Raw genomic sequence first — 20,644 nt, forward strand, 5'->3', positions numbered from 1 at the left:
CCATGCTGCGCATGGTCCCCCTCCCCCGATGGGGGAGGAGTGTTGGGTGCAGGACCCCGTCAGGGATAATTTTCCGCCTTCCCCGGCGGGATCCCGTGATCCTCCCGCCATGCCTCCCGGTTGGCGTCCAGGGTGATCACGTCCAGCGCATGCAGGTGTTTCAGCCCGCCGTCCTCGCGCCAGAACGCCTCGGTCCAGGCGTGCTTGCGCATATAGTCCCGGTCCGCCGCCGCGATCTCGGGCCCCAGCCGGGTCGCGCGCCAGTCCAGCACGAAGCCCGCGTGCCACAGGGGCACCTCATGCAGCGCCCCGCCCAGCATGGCCTCGGCCAGCTTGACGGCCAGCAGCCGCGTCTCCTCCCGCCGGATCAGGAACGCGTCCAGCGCCCGCTGCGCCCGCTTGTCCCAGCCCTCCACCGGCTCCGGCGCGGGGTCCTCGGGCCGCCCCCGCCGCCAGCCCTCCGACGCCCGCCGCCGCCACAGATTGGCCAGCCCCACGTCATAGCGCTGCGCCAGCGAGGCGCCCGTCTCCCCGCGCTCCCACCCGCGCCGGATCTCGGCCCATGTGTCCTCGCACCGGATCTTGTGGGGCTTCCGCTCGTACATGCGGGCAGGGTAGGGCGCCGAAACGTCAAAACCGGACGCACCAATCCTCCCCCATCGGGGGTGGAGGAGGAGCGGCGGAGCCGATCCGACGACGGGACCATGCGCCGGCATTGGGTAGTTGTCACACCTCGCCTCGATCAAGCGTTGAGGCCTGCCGATAGGCGGGCTATCGGGCGTTCATGAACGAAGAAGAAAAGCTGGGTATCCGCTTGGCGAAAATCCATGGGCAGATGCTTGGCGAACTTGAGCGGCTGGACAAGCCACCCAAACGCCTGTTGCGCCTGATCACGGATCGCGAGGCCTACGAGGCGGCGGCGCCGGCACGCGAAGAACGCCGCGCGGCAATCTTGGAGGCCCTTCCTCACCTTGCCTACGTGGTGAAGATGCTGAACCCCGACTGGGATCATGCGGCCGCCAAGCCCATCCGACCCAGGGAACCCAACCGGGGCATCCCGCCGCAGGGCGTGGCGGGAACCGCGATGGACATCATTAAGGAGACGACCCAGCCGCTGACGATCGCGGAGATCGTCGATCTGCTCGGCGAACGGTTTGGCTACGATCTATCTACGGTCGCGGAGCGCCAGAGGTATCATACGGCCGTCAACAACGGCTTGATGAACACCTATCGACAGGACCTCGTCGAACACCCCGGCTCCCCCACAAGGTGGTCTTGGCGGGTGGATGACGAGGAAGACTAGCGGCGCACTCGCGGGTGCGGTTGGCCTTCAGGCTTGGCCCAGCCGCTGACGACGTCGTCCCGGAAACGCCTGCGCAGGTCCTGGAGTGCATCGGCATAGGCCGACGGATTGCTCCGCCTCAGGTTGAACGGGCTGGCCGTCGCGTCGAGGATCGCCGTCTCGACGTCCTTGACGTAGCTGCACGAGCGGTAGCCCACTAGGATGTTGGCCTTCATCCACTCAGTCAGGGCCCGTTCGGCCTGAATGCGGCCGGCCTCGACGTCAGGCCCGTCCGGGAGGGCTCCGCCACCCCATTGCAGCGCCATCAGGGTCTCGCGCAGGTTGGAGACCAAGATGTCGCCCGCGAGGTGACTGAGGATGCGCGTCCGAAGGCCATAGGTTTCACCGGTGTAGGCGTGATCCGCGTCATCGTGCCGCCAGACGGGACGCTGGGGGACATCCTGGTAACCGGTGGCCCCAAAGATGGCTTGCCCACCCCGGACGAACACCGCGTAGACACCGCCGTGGTCGGGGACCAGCGAAGGGGCGGCCAGGAACTGCTCGGCGGACAGGAAGGTAAAACCCTCGCGCCACGTCTTCGCCAGCGGTCGGCGCGGCTTGTATTCGATCGGTTCCGCGTCCTTATCGATGAACGTCACCGTCCCCTTGCGCGGCTTCGGCTTCCAGTCCTCGATCGTGCCGTCCACCTTGCACAGCGGAAGCGAGCGCTTGCGCCCCTGAAAATAACCAGCGAGCGGCGAACGACCCTGACGGCTCATCCACGCCATCAGGTTGGTGAAGTCCTCACCCTCGGCGCGCTTACCCTTCTGGAGGGTCCAGGCCGCCTCAGCGGCATAGAGGTCCAGGTAGTTCTGCGAGATGTGACGATGAACGCGTTCCATCACGCGCATCAGAGCCCACAGCGTCTCGGCCTGATTGGTGCAGGCTTCAGGCGTGCAGTAGGCGCGCTTGTGGTTGATCCGAAACAGCTTGAACTTGCCCCGCAGCTTACCCCAATGCGGTGCCATATCCGTGAAAACCACGCTGTTGCGTTGAACGGCATCCTTCACGAAAGGTCGGGTATCGATCTCGTTCTTGCCCACCCAGGTCCGGATCGGACCATCACCCCGCTGCCGCGCGACGACCACGCACAGCGCCCGATCGTTAGCGCGATAGGGAATTTTGCGGAGGTCCTTGCGGGTTTTGGCCTGGTTCTTCGGGCGAACATAACCGCCAAAATACGCGCCATCGACCTCGACTTCTCCTGACAGCAGCGGGGTAGCCGTGGCGGCGCGATTGGCGATCTCAGCGCGCAGTTTGTGAAGCCAGAGCAGCACAGTCTTATACTGCACCCTGATGTGTCGGCAGATCGCCCGCGCTGTCTGAGCCTGCACGTTGTCGACAAAGCAGGCGATCAAATACATCAGCTTGCGGAACTTGATTTTTCGCTTCTGCCAGGGCGTCCCGGACGTTGCCGAGAACTGGCTTCCGCATCCCTTACACTTGTAGATCGGCCGGCACTTGTAGTGGCTCACAGCCACGCAGCCACACTTCCCACAGAACGGTTCCCCGCCGTTTTCGGCGAAGCGGAACTTTACGAACTGGGCGCGCGCCTCCGCCTCGGTCCATCCACCGATATCGAAAGGCGTCACGGCCGTGGCCGGGCCCATATCGCAGTTCGATGGCGACAAGGACAAATCCGGATACAAATGTATCGAATTTGGCGATATACGCGCGCTTCTTGGCCGTCAAGATAAAAGTAACATTTTTGGATATATTCGCGTGCTTATCGATGCGCACGGTGACGTTGTTGCCCCGCCGCGCGATACAAACCTCACGATATATGAGACGGCCGCCTTGCGATGGGGCGGGCCTCCGCCTACCCTCCGACTCGACGATGGAGGCGACGGTGGAAAACCTAAAAGAGTTGGCCGAGGAGGAGCTCCGGGATTGGTCCGGAGAGGCGAAGGGGCTGCTGAAGGCCGAGCTGAAGCGCAGGAATATGACTTACGCCCACCTGGTGCAGGCGCTCGGCAGGATCGGCATAAAGGAGACGGAAGCCAACCTTCGCAACAAGATCAGCCGGGGAAATTTTTCGGCGGCCTTCCTGCTTCAGGTCCTCGACGCCATCGGTTGCACCTTCCTACAACTCTCCAGCAGCCAGGTGCAGACCTACACGTTCACGAGGAAGTTTCCGGCCGCGACCCGGGCCCTCGTTGCGAAACGGACGGCCGAAATCGAGGGCGGGGAGGAGGAGAGCTAACCTCCTCCATCATTAAGCGGCCTCCTCTATTCAGTAGTTTGCGCTCGGTTCGGCGCAGAGGCGGCCCGCGTTTTCGACCATGGCATTGCCAACGGACCCGCAGGAAGCTACACGGGCGACAGGAGCCTTAAATCTTGCCGCACGCCCTTCGCCACCTCTGCATCGGTCTGTGCGTCGCCATCTTGGCGGCCATGAACCTGCAGTATGTGTCGCAGTCGCAGCATGACTTCGCCCACGCAGCGGACTGGCCCGCTGTCGCGCTGATTGCATCAGATCACGATCATCATGCGGCGCATGTCCATGTGGCTCCGGAAGAAGTTCCCGATACCGGGACGGATCGGTCAGGTGACGGGTCAATCCCTGTCGGGCATCACCATCATGGCGGCGGCGACGGTCAGCCCGCCATGCCGTCCTCAGGCCGGGTTCTGACGGACACGTCGTCCGTTACGTCCGCGCTCCGGCGACCGGGGCCTGATCCTGCTCTGTCGAGCCATACCGGCGACGGGCCGGAATATCCTCCAAAACGGATTCGCACGGTCGTCTGAACCGACGCGGCCCCTTTCGGCTGCGCGCAACCCGTTTCCCGGAGATACCCTTGAAGACCCCGATTGCCGGCTCTGCCGGATCGTGGGCGCGTCTGGCGGCCGTTTCGGCGCTGGCGCTCTCACTGGCGGCATGGCCGTCTAACACCGCCGTGGCACAGGAGCCGACAGGCTCGGCCGCCAGTGCGTCGAGTCTGTCCCTTGACCGGGCGCTCGCACGCGCCGCCGAGGTGGACCCTGGACTTCCGGGCTTGGAGGCGCGTTCGCGGGCGGGTTACGCCGCCGTGCGCCAGGCCGACGTCCGGCCCAATCCGACCCTGGGTCTGATGGTTGAGAATCTGCCCACGCTGGGCGGCGGCAACATCATCGATCGCACCGAGACGACCCTGTCCTACGAGCAGCGGTTCGAGCGAGGTGGTGATCGACCGGCCCGGGTGGCTCTGGCCCGGGGCGAAGCCGCCCTGGTGCAGGCCGAGGCCGCGATCCGGCGGCTGGATCGGCTGGAGCAGGTGCAGCGCGCCTGGGCCGATGCCCTCGGTGCCCAAGCCGACCTTGAAATCGCGCGCGAACGTCTCGCCCTGGCCGAACGCTTTCAGACGGACGTGCAGCGTCGGGTTGATATGGCGCGCGACCCGCTGTTCGCCGGCGCCCGCGCCGAGGCCGAACTGGCCCAGGCCCAAATTGACTTCGACCAGGCCGAGACACAGGCCCGACTGGCCCGCGCCACGCTAGGCCGGTTCTGGATCGGGGCGTCGGACTTTTCCCTCGATCCGGCCGATTTCGAAGACACCAGCGCCGCCCGCGAAGTCGCCGGCGAGGCCAACGAAATCGACCTCGCGGTTCTGGCCGCGCAACGGGATATCGCCCAAGCCAGAGTTCGCGTCGAACAGGCGCGGGCCACGCCCGACGCGACCGTCAGCGTCGGCGTCCGTCATTTCTGGGAAGGTCAAGACCTTGGTCTGGTGGTCGGCGGGTCGATTCCGCTGGGACGCTATGACCGGAACGAAGGGGCCATCGAACGGGCGAGATTCGAGGGCGTGGCGGCCCAAGCCGACATGGCGGCCCTCCGCCAGGAGCGAGAGCGCGAGATCGCCCGCCTCCAGGTGCAGTTGATGGCGCAAGCCAGCCAGGCGCGTCGCATCGCGGAAGAGGCCTTGCCACAAGCCGAACGCGCGGTCGACCTCGTGCGCGATGGATTCAACCGAGGCGGCTTCACCTACAACGACGTCATTGCCGCCCAGACCGCGCTTCTCGCTACGAGAGAACGGCGGGTCGCAGTTCTCAAACAATTTCACATGGACCGCGCCCGCCTTGACCGGCTGACCGGCGCGCACGCCGACCTGCTCGGCCTGGAGACCCGCCCATGATCCGCTCCATTTCCTGCCGGCGCATCATCGCCGTGGCGTTGTTGGCGCTCGCCGTCGGCGTTTCGGCTTGCGGCCAGGGCGCTCCCGAGACGGCCGAGGGCGAGGTCGCCGCCGGCGATTACGAGCGTGGCCCGCATCGCGGACGCATGCTGCGCGACGGCGATTTTGCACTGGAGGTGACGATTTACGAGGACGGGCCTGAGCCGCTGTTCCGCCTCTATCCCTATCTGAATGATCGGCCCATCGATCCGCGTCAGGTGCAGGCGACCATCACCCTGGAGCGGACGGGACCAAAGACGGATCGCTTCACCTTCGCGCCCGAGAACGACTACCTGACCGGGCCAGGCGTGGTGTCGGAGCCGCACTCGTTCGATGTGGCGGTGAGCGCAAGCCATGCCGGCAACCAGCACCGCTGGACCTACGCTTCATACGAAGGCCGCACGACCATTACCGCCGACGCGGCACGAGCCGGAGGGGTCACCGTCGAACGGGTCGGCCCCGCGACCTTGGGCGAGAGCCTGTCGCTGACCGGACGGGTCGAGATCACGCCTGAGGGTCAGGCTGAAGTCCACGCGCGCTATCCGGGGCGCGTCATGGCGCTGAACGTCGAACTGGGAACCCGTGTTTCTCGCGGCCAGGTCATCGCCCGTGTGGAGTCCAGCGAGAGCCTCCAGACCTACGCGATCACCGCCCCGATCTCCGGCATGATCGTGGCCAAGAACGTCAACGTCGGCTCCATCACCGGCGGCGGCGAGCCGATGCTGATGATCGGCGATCCCACCCGGCTGCACGCCGAGTTTCTGCTCTATCCGCGCGATGCCGAACGGGTGCGGGCGGGCCAGCCGGTCGTCGTGAAGAGTCTGGCGGGGGACTACACCTTCAACGGTCGGATCGAGGCGGTGCTACCTTCGGCCGATCTGACCAGTCAGGTCCTAATAGCCCATGTTGACCTGCCCTATCAGGGTGGCGTCTGGCGGCCGGGCCTTGGCGTGTCCGGCGAGGTGCAGGTTGGGGCGGGTCAGGTGCCGCTGGCGGTGCGGACCCGCGCGCTCCAGCCGTTCCGCGACTTCACCGTCGTCTATGCCCGCTTCGGCACGACCTATGAGGTGCGGATGCTCGAACTGGGCCGCCGCACGCCCGAGTGGACCGAGGTCCTCAGCGGCATCGATCCCGGCACCGAATATGTGGTGGACGGTGCCTTCCTCATTCGCGCGGACGTCGAGAAGTCCGGCGCGAGCCACGATCACTAGGGGCGCGGAAAATGCTTGAACGCATCATCGCGCTGTCGATCCGGTTCCGCTGGCTCGTCATGGCGCTCGTGGTCCTGGCCTGTGCGGTCGGCGTCTGGAGTTTCCAGCGTCTGCCCATCGACGCCACGCCCGACATCACCAACGTCCAGGTCCAGATCAACACCGAGGCCCCCGGCTTCTCGCCGCTGGAGTCCGAACAGCGGATCACCTTCCCGGTCGAGACCGCCATCGCCGGGGTGCCGGGGCTGCAATACACCCGCTCGGTCTCCCGCTATGGCCTCAGCCAGGTGACCGTCGTCTTCGAGGACGGCACCGACATCTATTTTGCGCGCCAGTTGGTCAATGAACGGCTTCAGGCCGCGAGGGGGCAGCTGCCTGAAGGCCTGACCCCCGAACTCGGCCCCATCGCCACCGGGCTCGGCGAAATCTTCATGTATACGATCGAGGCCGAACAGGGCGCGCGCCGCCCCGACGGCGAGCTCTATACGCCCGAAGACCTGCGGACGCTCCAGGACTGGGTCATCCGTCCGCAACTGCGCAACACGCCGGGCGTCACCGACGTCAACACCATCGGTGGGTTCGAGCGTCAGTATCACGTCACCCCCTGGCCCGACCGCCTGGTCGCCTATGGCGTGACGATGGCTGAAGTCGTCGAGGCCCTGAACCGCAACAACGCAAACGTTGGTGCCGGCTATGTCGAACGCTATGGCGAACAGTATCTGGTCCGTGTTCCGGGCCAGGCCGAGAGCCTTGCAGACCTCGGCGCGATCATCGTCTCCAATCGCAACGGCGTGCCCGTCCGGGTCGCTGACGTCGCCGATCTGGTCATGGGCGAGGAACTTCGCACCGGCGCCGCAACCGAAGACGGCCGCGAGGTCGTCCTAGGCACCGTCTTCATGCTGGTCGGCGAGAACAGCCGCACCGTCGCCCAGGCCGTCGCCGCCCGACTGGAGACGGCGGCCGAAGCCCTGCCGACGGGCGTCCGCGCCGTGCCGGTCTATGACCGCACCGATCTGGTGGATCGCGCCATCCATACGGTCGAGAAGAACCTGGTCGAGGGCGCGCTGCTGGTCATCGTGGTGCTGTTCCTGCTGCTCGGGAACATCCGCGCCGCCCTGATCACCGCCGCCGTCATTCCCATCACCATGCTGATGACCATCACCGGCATGGTGCGCACCGGGGTCTCGGGCAATCTGATGAGCCTGGGCGCGCTGGACTTCGGCCTGATCGTCGATGGGGCCGTCATCATCGTCGAGAACTGCCTACGCCGCTTCGGCCAGGCCCAGCATCAGCACGGTCGTCTGCTGACCCGTGACGAACGCTTCGCCCTGGCCGCCTCGGCCTCCAGCGAAGTGATCCGGCCGTCCCTGTTCGGCGTCCTGATCATCACCCTGGTCTATGTGCCGATCTTCGCCCTGACCGGGGTCGAGGGGAAGATGTTCCATCCGATGGCGATCACGGTCGTCATTGCCCTGACCTGCGCGCTGGTCCTGTCGCTGGTGTTCGTGCCCGCCGCCGTCGCCATGTTCGTCACCGGCAAGGTCGAGGAGAAGGACAGCTTCGTCATGCGCGGCGCCCGCCGGTTCTACCAGCCGGCGCTGGAGATGGCCCTGCGGCTGCGCGTGGCCTTCGTCGCCGTGGCGGTCGCCCTGGTCGCCATCGCGACCCTGGGCGCCAGCCGGATGGGGTCGGAGTTCATCCCCAACCTGGACGAAGGCGACATCGCCCTGCACGCCCTGCGCATCCCCGGCACGTCTTTAAGCCAGGCTGTTGAGATGCAGACGGCGCTGGAGCGACGCATCGCCCAGTTCCCGGAGGTGGAGCGGGTCGTGGCCAAAATCGGCACGGCCGAGATTGCGACCGATCCCATGCCACCGTCGGTCGCCGACACCTTCATCATGCTGAAGGACCGCGCGGACTGGCCCGACCCGAGGAAACCTCGCGCCGAACTGCTGGCCGAGATGCAGGCGGCCGTGGCCGAAATCCCCGGGAACAACTACGAGTTCACCCAGCCCATCCAGATGCGGTTCAACGAACTGCTCTCCGGGGTGCGGGCGGATGTGGCCATCAAGGTGTTCGGCGACGATCTCGACCAGTTGCTGGAGGTCGGCAACGCCGTCGAGGGCGTGATCAGCGGCATCGAAGGCGCCGAGGACATTTCGGTGGAGCAGGTCACCGGCCTGCCCGTGCTCCAGATCAGACCCGACCGCGCGGCTCTGTCACGACTCGGCATCAGCATGGACGATGTCCAGCAAGTGGTGTCGGCGTCCATCGGCGGCGTCGTGGCGGGTCAGGTGTTCGAGGGCGACCGCCGCTTCGACGTGGTGGTCCGTCTGCCCGAAACCCTGCGTCAGGACACCGACGCCATCGGCCGGCTGCGCATTCCCGTGCCCAGCTCCGGAGGAACCGCCTTCGTGCCCCTGGAGGAGATCGCCACCATTGCCGTGGAGACAGGACCGAACCAAATTAGCCGCGAGGACGGCAAGCGCCGGGTCGTCGTCACCGCCAATGTTCGGGGCCGCGACCTCGGCTCGTTCATTTCCGAAGTGCAGGAAGAGGTCGGCACCGAGGTCGAGGTTCCTGCCGGCTACTGGATCAGCTACGGCGGCACGTTCGAGCAACTGATCTCGGCCGCCAAGCGGCTGCAACTGGTGGTGCCGGTGGTGCTGCTGCTGATCTTCGGCCTGCTGTTCGCCCTGTTCCGGTCGGTGAAGGACTCGGCCATCGTCTTCTCCGGCGTGCCCCTGGCGCTGACGGGCGGAGTGGCCGCCTTGGCGATGCGGGGGCTGCCCTTGTCGATCTCGGCGGCGGTGGGCTTCATCGCCCTGTCCGGCGTCGCCGTGCTCAACGGCGTCGTCATGGTCAGCTTCATCCGAAGCCTGATCGCCGATGGCAAGCCGCTCGGCGAGGCGATCCGCGAGGGCGCCCTGACCCGGCTGCGGCCGGTATTGATGACCGCCCTCGTCGCCAGCCTCGGCTTCGTGCCGATGGCGCTGAACGTGGGAGCCGGGGCAGAGGTTCAGCGCCCCCTGGCCACGGTCGTGATCGGCGGAATCATCTCCTCGACGATCCTGACCCTGCTGGTCCTGCCCGCCCTATACAGCCTCGTCCATGGCCGCCCGCCACGCCCTGCGGGCGCGCGGCCGTCGTGGCTGAACCGTCTTCCCTTCAACCGGAGTAATGCATGACCGCCGCGACCCATCGATGGGCCGCCTGGCTGAGGACGCCCGCCGGCGTCCTTCTGCTCGGGCTGCTCGTCTTGTTCCTCAACGGCCTGCTGACGGCCGCCTTCGCCCACGGCGTCGCCGACGGCGACAAGGGCTACATCCAGGAGACCTCGGGCTTCCTGTTCTGGCCGTTCCTGTATCTGGGGGCCAAGCACATGGTCACGGGCTACGACCACCTGCTGTTCCTGCTGGGTGTGATCTTCTTCCTCTACCGAATGAAGGACATCTCGATCTATGTGACCCTGTTCGCCATCGGTCACTCCTCCACCTTGTTGCTGGGCGTGCTGACCGACATCAGCGTGTCCAGCTATCTGGTCGACGCCATCATCGGCCTGTCGGTGGTCTACAAGGCCCTCGACAACATGGGGGCCTACCAGCGCTGGTTCGGCTTCCAGCCCAACACCAAGGTCGCGACCCTGGTGTTCGGCCTGTTCCACGGCTTCGGCCTGGCGACCAAGCTCCAGGACTTCAACATGTCGCCCGACGGCCTGATCGGGAATCTGCTGGCGTTCAACGTCGGCGTCGAGATTGGCCAGCTTCTGGCGCTCGGCGCCATCCTGATCGTCATGGGTTTCTGGCGGCAGTCATCCAGCTTCTGGCGCCACGCCTACACCACCAATGTGGTCGTCATGACCCTCGGCTTCATCCTGGCGGGCTATCAGCTCGTCGGCTTCTTCGTCACCTGACCGGAGACTTGACCCATGTATAATGCCAACAAGCCCGACGCCTCCGAACTGCCCTCGACTGGCAAGCTGTTGAAGTCGACCGGCATCGCGGTCGTGATCGCCTCTGCTCTGCTCGTCACCGTGGTCCTGCCCGCCGAATACGGCGTAGATCCGACCCGGGTCGGATCGCTTCTGGGGCTGACGGAGATGGGCCGCATCAAGATGCAACTCGCCGCCGAAGCCGAGGCCGAAGAGGCGGGCCTGGCTGTGACGGCGTCCGCCCCCGCCGCTGTCACCACCACCTCCCCAGCCACTCCGGCCGGAGCGACTTCTGTCCCGAACGGCCAACGCTCGGACGAAACCGTCATCACCCTCGCACCCGATCAGGGCGCCGAGATCAAGCTGGTGATGGAGGAAGGCTCCCGGGTGGACTTCACCTGGACGAGCAGCGGCGGCGCGGTCAACTTCGACACCCACGCCGACCGTCCCGGAACGCCCTACCACGGCTACGGCAAGGGCTCGGAGCAACGGGTTGAGGGCGAACTCGTCGCCGCCTTCACCGGCAGCCACGGCTGGTTCTGGCGCAACCGCACCGGGGAGCCGGTGACCATCACGCTCCAGACCACCGGCGCCTACACCGAGGTCAGGCGGGTGGTCTGACCCGGTGTCGCTACTCCTTCGTCGTCGGCCAGCGTCTGTGCCGCTCATCGATGACGAAGGGGTGGGCGTGGACGCCAGCCGCCCCGTGTCCCTCCGCGAGGTGAGGGTCGTCCGCCCCGAGGTCATCATGCCGATGCGGCAGGTTCTCCGGATCGTGCGCGGGCCAGATCACGAGGGCGAGCACCGTGCCCGTCGCGCACAGGCCGGCGAGCACGAGGAAGGCCGCGCCGGGATCGACTTCGGCGCTGACCATGCCCGCCACCGGATAGGCGATCAGCCAGCAGGCGTGGGACAGGGCGAACTGGGCCGCGAACAGGGCGGGTCTGTCAGCGGCGTTCGATGATCGCCGCAAGGCCCGGCCCGCCGGGGTGATGGTCAGGGAATAGCCGAAGCCCATGACGACCCACAGCATCAGCAGCGCGGGATAGCTGACCGCGACCCAGGGACCGGACAGCAGCACCAGCGTCATGACGCCCGCGCCCAGAGCCATCGCCGTTCGGTCCGACACCCGCACCAGCAGGCGAGGCAGAACCACCGCCGCCGTCATCGATCCCCCGCCGAACGCCGCCAGCGCCCAGGCCGTCGCCTGTTCCGACATGGCGAAACGCGACTGCACCAGGACCACGGTGTTGACGAACACCATCGCCCCGCCCGCCGCCGTCGCCAGACTGATCGCCAGCAGGCCGCGCAGACGCGGCGTCAAGGCGAACAGCCGGAGCCCGCCCGTCAGGCGTTGCAGGAACGGACGGGGCCGTGCCGTGCTGAGCGCCGGGAGGACGGCGCTGACGACGAACAGGGCCGATACGACGAACCCGACTGCCGTGCCCGCGAACAGATTGCTGTAACTCATCACCGCCAGCAGCAGCGCCGCCAGAACCGGGCTGGCTACGCTCTCCAGATCGGCCGCCAGCCGCGAGAGCGACAGAGCCTTGGTGTATTCCGTCTCATCCGGCAGCAGATCGGGGATCATGGCCTGGAAGGCCGGGGTGAAGGCGGCTGAGGCGACGTAGAGAACCGTCATCAGCGCATAGACCTGCCACGGCTCGGCGACGAAGGGCAGGGACGCGGCGACGCCCGCCCGGACGAGGTCGAGCGACACCAGGAGGGTCTTCCTCGGCAACCGCGCTGCGAGCGCGCTCGCGAACGGGGCGACGCCAATGTAGGCGACCATCTTGATCGCCAAGGCCGCGCCGAGGATTTGCCCCGCGCTCGCGCCCGCCAAATCATGGGCCAGCAGGCCGAGCGCAACGGTCGCCATGCCCGTTCCGAGCAGGGCCGCAACCTGGGCGGTGAAAAGGTGACGGTAGGCGCCGTGGCGGAGGGGGGAGAACATCGGACCAGACTAGCAGAAGCAATGCCGCCTTTGGCCCACGAAGGGCTCCGACGTTCTGGATTGCACGATGGGGGTTTCGGCCAGCTTTGCGCTAAGCCCCCCAGATCACGGCCCTCGACCAGAGGATTCAGGCCACGCAGCGCACCCCAAAGACTTATCACTGGACCAACGGCCACCCGCCGACACCCTACGATGGTGGAGACTATCGAGCAGGAGAAGCGACCGTCATAAGCCGGTGATGAGAAGTCGCGCGACCTGCGAGGCTTCCGGGGCTCGCGCAAGGACCCGCCCGTCCCGCAGTCCGATGAAGCCCGTTTCGCCTTCGGTATAGGCCTTGGCGATGTGGAAGACATGCCCGCCACGGATGAACCGCAGTGGCTCCTTGCGACCCGCCCTCATTCGGCGATCTCCCAGCCCTGGGTCCTGTCGGCGAAGGCGACCGGCTGGACCATTCCCCGCATCCGCTGGGCGCGCAGGCACGCACGGACCCGCTTCAGCATGACGTCGAACAGTTCGCGGTCGGCGCCGTTGAGGCATCGGACTTCCATCAGCCGTTCGGTGATCGCGCGGGGCGTCACCGGGTCGTCCGCCTCGCGAAGTGTGTCGATTACGATCCTGGCGATCTCCCCCTTGTGGGCCGGGTCGCGCAATGGAACGGTCTTGGCCCTGATCGCACCGATGTCGATGGCAGGATTAAAGATGCGGATCGTCGCGTCGATGTGCTCCAGTTCGACCGCCAATTGGCGAAGGACCAGTCGGGCGTGGCCGATCTTTCCGCTGATCTCGGCGTGCTTGCGGGTCAGAGCGTGAAGGACATTCGGTTGGTCCGCTCCAGTCGGGACAACACAGTTGGGCATTTCCATTCTCGCAGCAGTGGGTCCGTGCGAGCCGATTTGGCAGCGCTTGGAAAAAGCTACGAAAATCAGAGGTGAAGCGGAACGATGTCTAGGTGTGATAACTACCCAATGCCGCCATGCGCAGCATGGTGGAGGGGGTCTTTCCGCGCGCACCACGTCCCCTCTCCCGGTGGGAGAGGGCTGCGCGCAGCGGGACGCGGAGCGGCCCGCTTCTTCGCGCGCAGGGTGAGGGCCCGGTGGCAGCCTTGACTCACCCGCCCCTCAACCCCCGCGCCAGGACCGTCGCGCTATGCGCTCCGGTGCGCGGGTCCCCCTTCTCCCATCGGGAGAAGGTCAGGAGCCCCCCAGCTTTCCCTGTTTGGCCTTGAGCTCATACTCCTCACCGCAGTCGCCACAGCGGAAGTCGGCGACGGGCGCGTTGTTCGGCAGCTGCGGCAGGCGGTCGGCGGCGCAGGCGGGACAGAAGCCGTGTAGCGCCATCCACGCCTCGGTGACGGATCGGGCGGTCTGGGTCGGCCCCTTGAAGGCGACGGCCGGTTCGGCGAAGCCCAGCTCACACCAGTGATTGTCGTCCTGCCCCATCCTCCCACCGTAGCGGGCGGCAGGTCAGGGGTCAGCCCTTGCCGCAGCGGGTCTCTTCGATTTCGTCGCCGTTCCCTGCCTTGTGCAGGGGGCCCCGACGCGCGGAAACTTGATGGTCAAAGTCTTTCTAGGACACCTCGAAGGTCCGCAACTGGCGCTTCGACATCCCCAAGAATTATATATTGCCGAGCGTATATATTAAATATCTCGGCTGTTTCTCTATCAATGCGTTTCGATTCTAAGAAGTATTTACTGACACGCTCAATGTCGCTCTTGCTTAAATAGCGACCATTTCTCCCTTCTTCATAAATCCAATGAATAATTCCTCTTTGGGCCAAGGCGGTGTATTTTCCGTCAAAGGCCATTTCAACAGCCCGCTGGTAGTGCGCCGCTCCGGCAGAAGCATCTCCGCTCCGGTATGAGATGCATCCTTTTGTTGCGATAATGCAAATCGCGTCTGTATCATCTAGGGAACGGACGGCAGACGCGGAATTTATGTCTTCTACCGCACCGATCAGATCACCTAAGCATGCTCGAGCGTAGGCTCTATTATTAAGAAGGACGGGGTCGTGAGCGTTTGCCACAAGACCAGATGTCGCGACACGCTCGGAGACTGTGAAATCCTGCAATATTTCTGCGGCGACAAAAGCGCCAGTAGCAGCAGCACGCGTGGAAAACGGCTCATCACCTAGCCAAGTCGATGCGTTATCGACAGCATCAACCCACTTTCCTTCCTCCACAGCTTGCCCAGTACGGGCTTCGAACGTAAGCGCGTTTTCAAGAAGGTTTTTGTTGAAGGGAACGCCACAGGTTTCGTGGGCCCAGCGAACTTGAGCGATAGTATTATCGGTTGGACTTTCGCACCCTATCTTGAAGAGTTTCTTTGCAAGTTTATCTGACCCGTTCTCCATCTCAAGTGTGGCTAAAGCAGCGGCTAGTTCCGTAACCTGGGCCGGCCTCCCTCTATCGATAATTTCTCTGAGCTTACGGCTGCTCTCTATAGGCTTCGCAGTCAAATCAGCGATTGCGACTCGTGAGGCAAGGAGCCAAGTATCCTCTGAAGGCGCATTTTTCAAAATTGACCAAGCTCGATCAACATCTTGATCCAGGACATAAAATCTCACCGCGGATCGAAGTACGTATCGATTGGAAGGAGCGATCGCTAAGGCAATGCGAAACGAATGCCGTGCTTTATCTATTTGCCCTAAAGATACGTAAGCTCTTGCGAGCTCGACATGTAAAACCGCATTGCGGGGATATAGCGAAAGCTCCCCCTTCATCTCGGCAATCTGTCTGTATTTTATCTCTCGCGTAATCAAAACTCCATGAGGAGCCGCAGGAGTAAATCCGTCGTCAAAATATGAGAGAATTAGTTGCTTCGTGCCAGGAGATAAATCGGCAATATGTGCCTTTAGAAATTCAGCGGCCGCATCAGTTTCGGAAGATCTACCGTCTACGATGGCCATCGATATCATATCAGATGCCGACCATATTGTCGGATCAGTCGCCCACTCTTCAGAAGTTATTATATTGGAACCATGAGGCGACCGCTTTAATGATCTCCCCTTAGAGCTCACAAGTTCTTGTTTGGGCGTCAGACGAAGAGATCTCCAACGTGGGATCATCTTCCTGCCTATTTTGTTAGATGGAAGCTGCATCTATTTTCATTCGGATTTCCGAAACCTTTACAAATCTATCAAATGCAGAGATAAATCTCGTCATCTCGTAGGGGTTCCCATGCTTCCGCCGGCGACTTGCGGGGTGACCCCTGAGCTGCGGATCGGGTTCCGAAAGATACGTCGCCAACTCAAAAATCTCTGCGGCCAGTTTGGGGTCATGGTTGGTCAGTGACGCTTCGATACTGTCTTTCAACTGGCCTAGTGCATCAGCAAGTGCAGCGCGGAAATAGGGCAGGACGTCCTCATATGTTCCTTCCCAACCGCCCCCATTCTCCGAAAGCGACTGAGGTTTATGTTCTGGCCGCATGAACGAAATGACGGTGGGTGTCAGCATCGCGCCCGTGAAGAAATAATATAGCATGCTGCCAAAAAGATATAATTCTGACGCGGCCCTGCATCGTGCCTGATCTGGCATTAGAAAGTGATACAAAAACTCCGGGGAAGCATAGTAAGGTTGTCCGGCCAAAGCCATCATTTCATGAGGAGATGCGATTGTTCGACAATGAGATCTTCCGAGATCGGCAAGTTTTGAAGTTGCTCCCCCAGAAAACGTTAAGACATTGGACGGCTTCAGGTCTTGATGAAATATACCTTGGGCGTGAAGCTGATTTAATCCCGTAGCGATTTGATGCAATGCGTTTAAAGACCAGTACGCATCGATTTCATTTTTGAGGACGGCGTGCTTTCTTACGTCGCCATCCGCAAGCTCAAATATGAGATAGCTCACTGTGCCAAATGGAGCGTCTGGAACCGCAATGGAACCATCAGCAATTGCTACAACAACGCGGTCTAGATTTGCGCCCCGGCAAAGTGCAAGGACGTCTCTTTCAAAGTTATATGTGCGTGTCATATCTTCCAGCGCACGCACTTGATCTTCAGCTTCTTGGGCTCTGCTGAAATCAAGTGCTTTTAGGAAGCCCACGCGAGAGGGGTTTTCTTCATGCTGAACCAAGTAGCCAACCGAGAAGCAGCCCCCTGTCTGGTATGCCTGCTTCTTAACTAGTTCTCCGATCACCCAGCCATCACTGGTGCGGAGCCCTGACAACTGTTCTATGGGCTTGGCCAAAGTGAACCTCATTTAGCTTAGCCTTACACCTTACACCTGTTTGTGGACCCGTCTACGAGATGAGGCCTTAGTGGCACGGTGGTCTCCGTCCACCGCCGCCATTGAACCCCCTACAACCGCCCTTTCCTGAACGCCTCCGCCGACGCCGCTCTCGCCGCCGCGCGGTCCCGCTTCGGCGCCTCCTTGTCCACGGCCTCGCCCGCCCCCGTCAGGGCCTCGTTGGCGAATTCCAGGTCCATGAGCTTCATGTGCTTGATCTCGTCGCGCAGCCTGGCGGCCTGTTCGAACTCCAGGTTGGCGGCGGCCTCGCGCATGCGGGATTCCAGGTCCTTGAGGGCGGCCTGGAAATTGGTGCCGACGAAGGGTTTTGAGTCCTCCTTGACGCCGGGGGCGGTGAGCCGGTCCAGGGCGCGGGACTCATAGGGGCTCTCGATGATGTCCTTAATGTTGGACTTGACGCTTTCGGGCGTGATGCCGTGTTCGGCGTTCCAGGCCTGCTGCTTCTCGCGGCGGCGGTCGGTCTCGGCCATGGCCCGCTCCATGGAGCCGGTGATGCGGTCGGCGTAGAGGATGACGCGGCCGTCCACGTTGCGGGCGGCGCGGCCGATGGTCTGGATCAGGGAGGTTTCCGAGCGCAGGAAGCCTTCCTTGTCGGCGTCGAGGATGGCGACCAGGCCGCACTCCGGAATGTCGAGGCCCTCGCGCAGCAGGTTGATGCCCACCAGCACGTCGAACGAGCCAAGCCGCAGGTCGCGCAGGATCTCGATGCGCTCGATGGTGTCCACGTCGCTGTGCATGTAGCGCACGCGCACGCCCTGTTCGTGCATGTATTCGGTCAGGTCCTCGGCCATCTTCTTGGTCAGGACGGTGACGAGGGAGCGGTAGCCGGCGCGGGCCACGTCCTTCACCTCGGCGATGACGTCGTCCACCTGGGAGAAGCCGTCCTTGGACACCGGGCGCACGTCCACCGGCGGGTCGATCAGGCCGGTGGGGCGGATGACCTGTTCGGTGAAGACGCCGCCGGTGCGGTCCAGCTCCCACGGGCCGGGGGTGGCGGAGACGTGGACGGTCTGGGGCCGCATGGCGTCCCATTCCTCGAACTTGAGCGGGCGGTTGTCGATGCAGGAGGGCAGGCGGAAACCGTATTCGGCCAGGGTCGCCTTGCGCCGGTAGTCGCCCCGGAACATGGCGTTGATCTGGCCGATGGTGACGTGGCTCTCGTCCACGAACAGCAGGGCGTTGTCGGGGATGTATTCGAAGAAGGTGGGCGGGGGCTCGCCGGGACTGCGGCCGGTCAGCCAGCGGGAGTAGTTCTCGATGCCGGCGCAGGAGCCGGTGGCCTCCATCATCTCCAGGTCGAAGCGGGTGCGCTGTTCGAGGCGCTGGGCCTCGAGCAGCTTGCCGTTCTCGACCATCCAGTCGAGGGTCTCCTTCAGCTCGGCCTTGATGCCGGTGATAGCCTGGTTGAGCGTGGGGCGCGGGGTCACATAGTGGCTGGCCGCATAGACGGTGACCTCCTCGAGGTCGGCGGTCTTCTTGCCGGTGAGGGGGTCGAACTCGGCGATGGACTCGATCTCGTCGCCGAACAGGCTGACGCGCCAGGCGCGGTCCTCCTGGTGGACCGGGAAGATCTCGATGGTGTCGCCGCGCTTGCGGAACATGCCCCGGTCGAAGGCGGCGTCGTTGCGCTTGTACTGCAGCGCGATCAGGTCGGCCCGCAGCTTGGACTCGTCGATGGTCTGGCCCACCTTCAGGTCGAAGGTCATGGCCGTATAGGTCTCCACCGACCCGATGCCGTAGATGCAGCTCACCGACGCCACCACGATCACATCGTCCCGCTCCAGAATCGACCGCGTCGCCGAGTGCCGCATCCTGTCGATCTGCTCGTTTATACTTGAGTCCTTCTCAATATAGGTGTCTGTTCTCGGAACATATGCTTCTGGTTGATAATAATCATAATACGATACAAAGTATTCGACGGCATTATCAGGAAAGAAGCTTCTGAACTCTGAGTATAGCTGGGCGGCGAGGGTCTTGTTGGGGGCGAGGATCAGGGCGGGGCGCTGGGTCGCCTCGATGACCTTGGCCATGGTGAAGGTCTTGCCCGAGCCGGTGACGCCCAGCAGCACCTGATCGCGCTCGCCGGATTCGGCGGTGGCCACCAATTCGGCGATGGCGGCGGGCTGGTCGCCCGCGGGCTCGAACTGCGAGGCCAGACGAAACGGGGTCTTCAGGCGCGCGGCGGGGCGGGAGGGGCGGTGCGGGGTCCAGTCGGCGTCGACGCTCGGGGCCTCCTCGGGCGTCAGGCGCGGGCCGGTGATCGGCGCAAACATGGGGTCCTTGCCCCGCGTCCTCGGCGCGTCGTGCACGAAGGTCCCCGACATGTCGGACACGCCCGGGGTGTGGACGGGCTTTGCGGATTTCGAAGGGGAACGGGCCATGAACGCCAAGGTAGTGACGCGGGAGGCGGACGGCTAGGGGGATGGTAAGCTGGGGGCCGACTCACCCGGAGGCCCCATGCGCGTCTGTGCCCCCCTGTTGCTGATCCTGCTGCTGGCCGGGTGCGGGCGGATGCTGCCCGACCCGCAGCCGGGGCCCTACCAGCCCGGGCCGACCCCGTCGGGGGCGCCGCCGGCGTCCATCGGCGAGGTGCTGATCGACCGGCCGCTGGACGGGGGCACGCAGGGGGCGGTGCTGGCCGAGGGCGGCCATCTGGGCCGCTGCCTGGCCCAGCTGTCGGCGGCCAATGTGCGCTTCAGCCCCCGGCCGGACGAGGCGCGGGGCGGCGCCTGCGGCCTCTATGACGCCGGGACCCTGGGGCCCGACATGGGCACGGTGGCGCGCATGACGCCGGGCGACCCGACCGTGACCTGCCAGACGGCCCTGGCCATCAGCATCTGGCGGCGCCAGTCCGTGGAGCCCGCCGCCCGCGAGATATTCGGACAAGACGTTGTTTCCGTTGACCATTTCGGCACATACGCCTGCCGCCCGGTCAACAATATGGCCGGCAACCGCCCCAGCGCCCACGGCCTGGCCGCCGCCCTGGACTTCTCGGGCGTGCGCCTGAGGGACGGCCGCCGCATCACCGTGGCCGGCGACTGGAGCGGGAACGGCCCGGAAGCCCGCTTCCTGCGCCGCATCCGCGACGACGCCTGCCGCATCTTCGGCACCGTCCTGAGCCCCGATTACAACGCCTTCCACGACGACCACCTGCACCTGGAGGCCACGGGTGGGCGGGCGTTCTGCCGGTAGTCCGCCCCGAAGCGGAGCGCCCGGGGGCGGGGGCAGGTCTCAAGCGTCGGCGGATGGGGTTGGCCCCCTCCACCACTTCGTGGTCCCCCTCCCCCGACGGGGGAGGAAAAACAGGGTCCGAATAGTGCGAATTGTCCGAAACCGGTGAGACTCCCGGCGCGAAAAACAGTGCAACGGGAGTCTCATGTTTCGGCTCAAGGGACTGATTTCGCGGGGCGTCCGATGCGAGCGTGAGACTCCGGATGCGAAAAACAGTGCAACGGCGTGCAACGACGCCTTGTCATCCCGGAAGCGCCGCAGGCGCTGTCCGGGACGGAGCGCCGCCCTCTTGCCCGGGCCCGGACGGGATCCGGGCCGAGGGTCGCCGGCGCCGGTCGCCCGGCCCAGCCTCGCGGCTGTCAGGGCGGAGCGTCGAGACGGTCGCCGGTCCCGGCGCTCCGCTGCGCGTCGGTCGGGATGACAAGGGCCGTGAGACTCCGACCGCGAAAAACAGTGCAATGGGCGTGCAACGGCCCCTCTCCCACCGGGAGAAGGAAATCAGTCCGATGAAGTCTCGTCTCATGCGCCTCCTGTGCGGCCGGGGATGACCGGACAGGATAAGGGCGCGCCGGAGGGGTGG

Annotated in this window: 17 protein-coding genes; 9 read left to right on the forward strand and 8 right to left on the reverse strand. The window is 64.4% G+C overall.

Features of this window, described 5'->3' with window-relative positions; all coding sequences use genetic code 11:
* Positions 1 to 59: 59 nt before the first annotated feature.
* Entirely contained in the window at positions 60 to 605 is a 546-nt protein-coding gene (locus tag IWC96_RS00355; protein ID WP_196838158.1) for a hypothetical protein, read from the reverse strand.
* A gap of 179 nt (positions 606 to 784) precedes the next feature.
* On the opposite strand from IWC96_RS00355, the gene IWC96_RS00360 reads away from it, so the two are divergent.
* Complete coding sequence (locus IWC96_RS00360) at positions 785 to 1,303, forward strand: hypothetical protein (protein ID WP_021696759.1); 519 nt, start codon at positions 785 to 787, stop codon at positions 1,301 to 1,303.
* On the opposite strand, the gene IWC96_RS00365 is transcribed toward IWC96_RS00360, so the two are convergent.
* The gene (locus IWC96_RS00365) at positions 1,300 to 2,973 is read right to left on the reverse strand and encodes an IS1595 family transposase (RefSeq protein WP_231378732.1); all 1,674 of its coding nucleotides are present in this window, start codon (positions 2,971 to 2,973) and stop codon (positions 1,300 to 1,302) included. The two genes, IWC96_RS00360 and IWC96_RS00365, sit on opposite strands and share 4 nt — an antisense overlap.
* Positions 2,974 to 3,179: 206 nt before the next feature.
* Here IWC96_RS00365 and IWC96_RS00370 point away from each other — a divergent pair, with 206 nt between their 5' ends.
* The 7 genes from IWC96_RS00370 to IWC96_RS00400 all read left to right on the forward strand — a co-directional run bounded on the left by IWC96_RS00370 (position 3,180) and on the right by IWC96_RS00400 (position 11,256).
* Complete coding sequence (locus IWC96_RS00370) at positions 3,180 to 3,545, forward strand: DUF6471 domain-containing protein (protein WP_081703422.1); 366 nt, start codon at positions 3,180 to 3,182, stop codon at positions 3,543 to 3,545.
* Positions 3,546 to 3,679: 134 nt separating this feature from the next.
* The gene (locus IWC96_RS00375) at positions 3,680 to 4,090 is read left to right on the forward strand and encodes a hypothetical protein (RefSeq protein WP_196838159.1); all 411 of its coding nucleotides are present in this window, start codon (positions 3,680 to 3,682) and stop codon (positions 4,088 to 4,090) included.
* Between the two features lie 50 nt (positions 4,091 to 4,140).
* Positions 4,141 to 5,454, forward strand: a complete 1,314-nt coding sequence (locus tag IWC96_RS00380; protein ID WP_231378733.1) for a TolC family protein — start codon at positions 4,141 to 4,143, stop codon at positions 5,452 to 5,454.
* Positions 5,451 to 6,704, forward strand: a complete 1,254-nt coding sequence (locus tag IWC96_RS00385) for an efflux RND transporter periplasmic adaptor subunit (RefSeq protein ID WP_021696764.1) — start codon at positions 5,451 to 5,453, stop codon at positions 6,702 to 6,704. The genes IWC96_RS00380 and IWC96_RS00385 overlap by 4 nt, the downstream gene beginning before the upstream one ends.
* Positions 6,705 to 6,715: 11 nt before the next feature.
* The gene (locus IWC96_RS00390) at positions 6,716 to 9,892 is read left to right on the forward strand and encodes an efflux RND transporter permease subunit (RefSeq protein ID WP_196838160.1); all 3,177 of its coding nucleotides are present in this window, start codon (positions 6,716 to 6,718) and stop codon (positions 9,890 to 9,892) included.
* Positions 9,889 to 10,617: a HupE/UreJ family protein gene (locus IWC96_RS00395; RefSeq protein WP_021696766.1), complete on the forward strand. Its 729-nt coding sequence runs from the start codon at positions 9,889 to 9,891 to the stop codon at positions 10,615 to 10,617. The genes IWC96_RS00390 and IWC96_RS00395 overlap by 4 nt, the downstream gene beginning before the upstream one ends.
* A gap of 15 nt (positions 10,618 to 10,632) precedes the next feature.
* Positions 10,633 to 11,256, forward strand: coding sequence for a transmembrane anchor protein (locus IWC96_RS00400; protein WP_196838161.1), 624 nt, complete (start codon positions 10,633 to 10,635; stop codon positions 11,254 to 11,256).
* Between the two features lie 10 nt (positions 11,257 to 11,266).
* Here IWC96_RS00400 and IWC96_RS00405 read toward each other — a convergent pair whose 3' ends face one another.
* From IWC96_RS00405 to uvrB, 6 genes are all read right to left on the reverse strand, one after another.
* Positions 11,267 to 12,589 (reverse strand): MFS transporter, encoded by a 1,323-nt coding sequence (locus tag IWC96_RS00405; protein ID WP_021696769.1) that lies wholly within the window; start codon positions 12,587 to 12,589, stop codon positions 11,267 to 11,269.
* A 395-nt stretch (positions 12,590 to 12,984) separates the two neighbouring features.
* Positions 12,985 to 13,329, reverse strand: a complete 345-nt coding sequence (locus IWC96_RS00410) for a hypothetical protein (RefSeq protein WP_148291440.1) — start codon at positions 13,327 to 13,329, stop codon at positions 12,985 to 12,987.
* 450 nt (positions 13,330 to 13,779) lie between these two features.
* Entirely contained in the window at positions 13,780 to 14,028 is a 249-nt protein-coding gene (locus IWC96_RS00415) for a DpnI domain-containing protein (RefSeq protein ID WP_021696772.1), read from the reverse strand.
* A gap of 116 nt (positions 14,029 to 14,144) precedes the next feature.
* On the reverse strand, positions 14,145 to 15,494 hold the full coding sequence (locus tag IWC96_RS00420; protein ID WP_148291441.1) for a lipopolysaccharide assembly protein LapB: 1,350 nt from the start codon (positions 15,492 to 15,494) through the stop codon (positions 14,145 to 14,147).
* Positions 15,495 to 15,669: 175 nt separating this feature from the next.
* A complete protein-coding gene (locus IWC96_RS00425) occupies positions 15,670 to 16,773 on the reverse strand; it encodes a serine/threonine-protein kinase (protein WP_158332117.1) in 1,104 nt (367 codons plus the stop codon).
* 110 nt (positions 16,774 to 16,883) lie between these two features.
* Entirely contained in the window at positions 16,884 to 19,214 is a 2,331-nt protein-coding gene (gene uvrB, locus IWC96_RS00430) for an excinuclease ABC subunit UvrB (protein ID WP_045318877.1), read from the reverse strand.
* Positions 19,215 to 19,290: 76 nt separating this feature from the next.
* Here uvrB and IWC96_RS00435 point away from each other — a divergent pair, with 76 nt between their 5' ends.
* Positions 19,291 to 20,025, forward strand: a complete 735-nt coding sequence (locus tag IWC96_RS00435; RefSeq protein ID WP_021696776.1) for an extensin family protein — start codon at positions 19,291 to 19,293, stop codon at positions 20,023 to 20,025.
* Positions 20,026 to 20,644 lie beyond the last annotated feature (619 nt).

It is taken from the genome of Brevundimonas sp. BAL450, assembly GCF_015767455.1.
In the GTDB taxonomy this organism is placed as follows: domain Bacteria; phylum Pseudomonadota; class Alphaproteobacteria; order Caulobacterales; family Caulobacteraceae; genus Brevundimonas; species Brevundimonas abyssalis.

Coding starts and splice junctions, on each gene's coding strand:
- IWC96_RS00355 (WP_196838158.1), bottom strand. CDS start 605: ATGTACGAGCGGAAGCCCCACAAGATCCGGTGCGAGGACACATGGGCC.
- IWC96_RS00360 (WP_021696759.1), top strand. CDS start 785: ATGAACGAAGAAGAAAAGCTGGGTATCCGCTTGGCGAAAATCCATGGG.
- IWC96_RS00370 (WP_081703422.1), top strand. CDS start 3,180: ATGGAGGCGACGGTGGAAAACCTAAAAGAGTTGGCCGAGGAGGAGCTC.
- IWC96_RS00385 (WP_021696764.1), top strand. CDS start 5,451: ATGATCCGCTCCATTTCCTGCCGGCGCATCATCGCCGTGGCGTTGTTG.
- IWC96_RS00390 (WP_196838160.1), top strand. CDS start 6,716: ATGCTTGAACGCATCATCGCGCTGTCGATCCGGTTCCGCTGGCTCGTC.
- IWC96_RS00395 (WP_021696766.1), top strand. CDS start 9,889: ATGACCGCCGCGACCCATCGATGGGCCGCCTGGCTGAGGACGCCCGCC.
- IWC96_RS00400 (WP_196838161.1), top strand. CDS start 10,633: ATGTATAATGCCAACAAGCCCGACGCCTCCGAACTGCCCTCGACTGGC.
- IWC96_RS00405 (WP_021696769.1), bottom strand. CDS start 12,589: ATGTTCTCCCCCCTCCGCCACGGCGCCTACCGTCACCTTTTCACCGCC.
- IWC96_RS00415 (WP_021696772.1), bottom strand. CDS start 14,028: ATGGGGCAGGACGACAATCACTGGTGTGAGCTGGGCTTCGCCGAACCG.
- IWC96_RS00420 (WP_148291441.1), bottom strand. CDS start 15,494: ATGGCCATCGTAGACGGTAGATCTTCCGAAACTGATGCGGCCGCTGAA.
- uvrB (WP_045318877.1), bottom strand. CDS start 19,214: ATGGCCCGTTCCCCTTCGAAATCCGCAAAGCCCGTCCACACCCCGGGC.
- IWC96_RS00435 (WP_021696776.1), top strand. CDS start 19,291: ATGCGCGTCTGTGCCCCCCTGTTGCTGATCCTGCTGCTGGCCGGGTGC.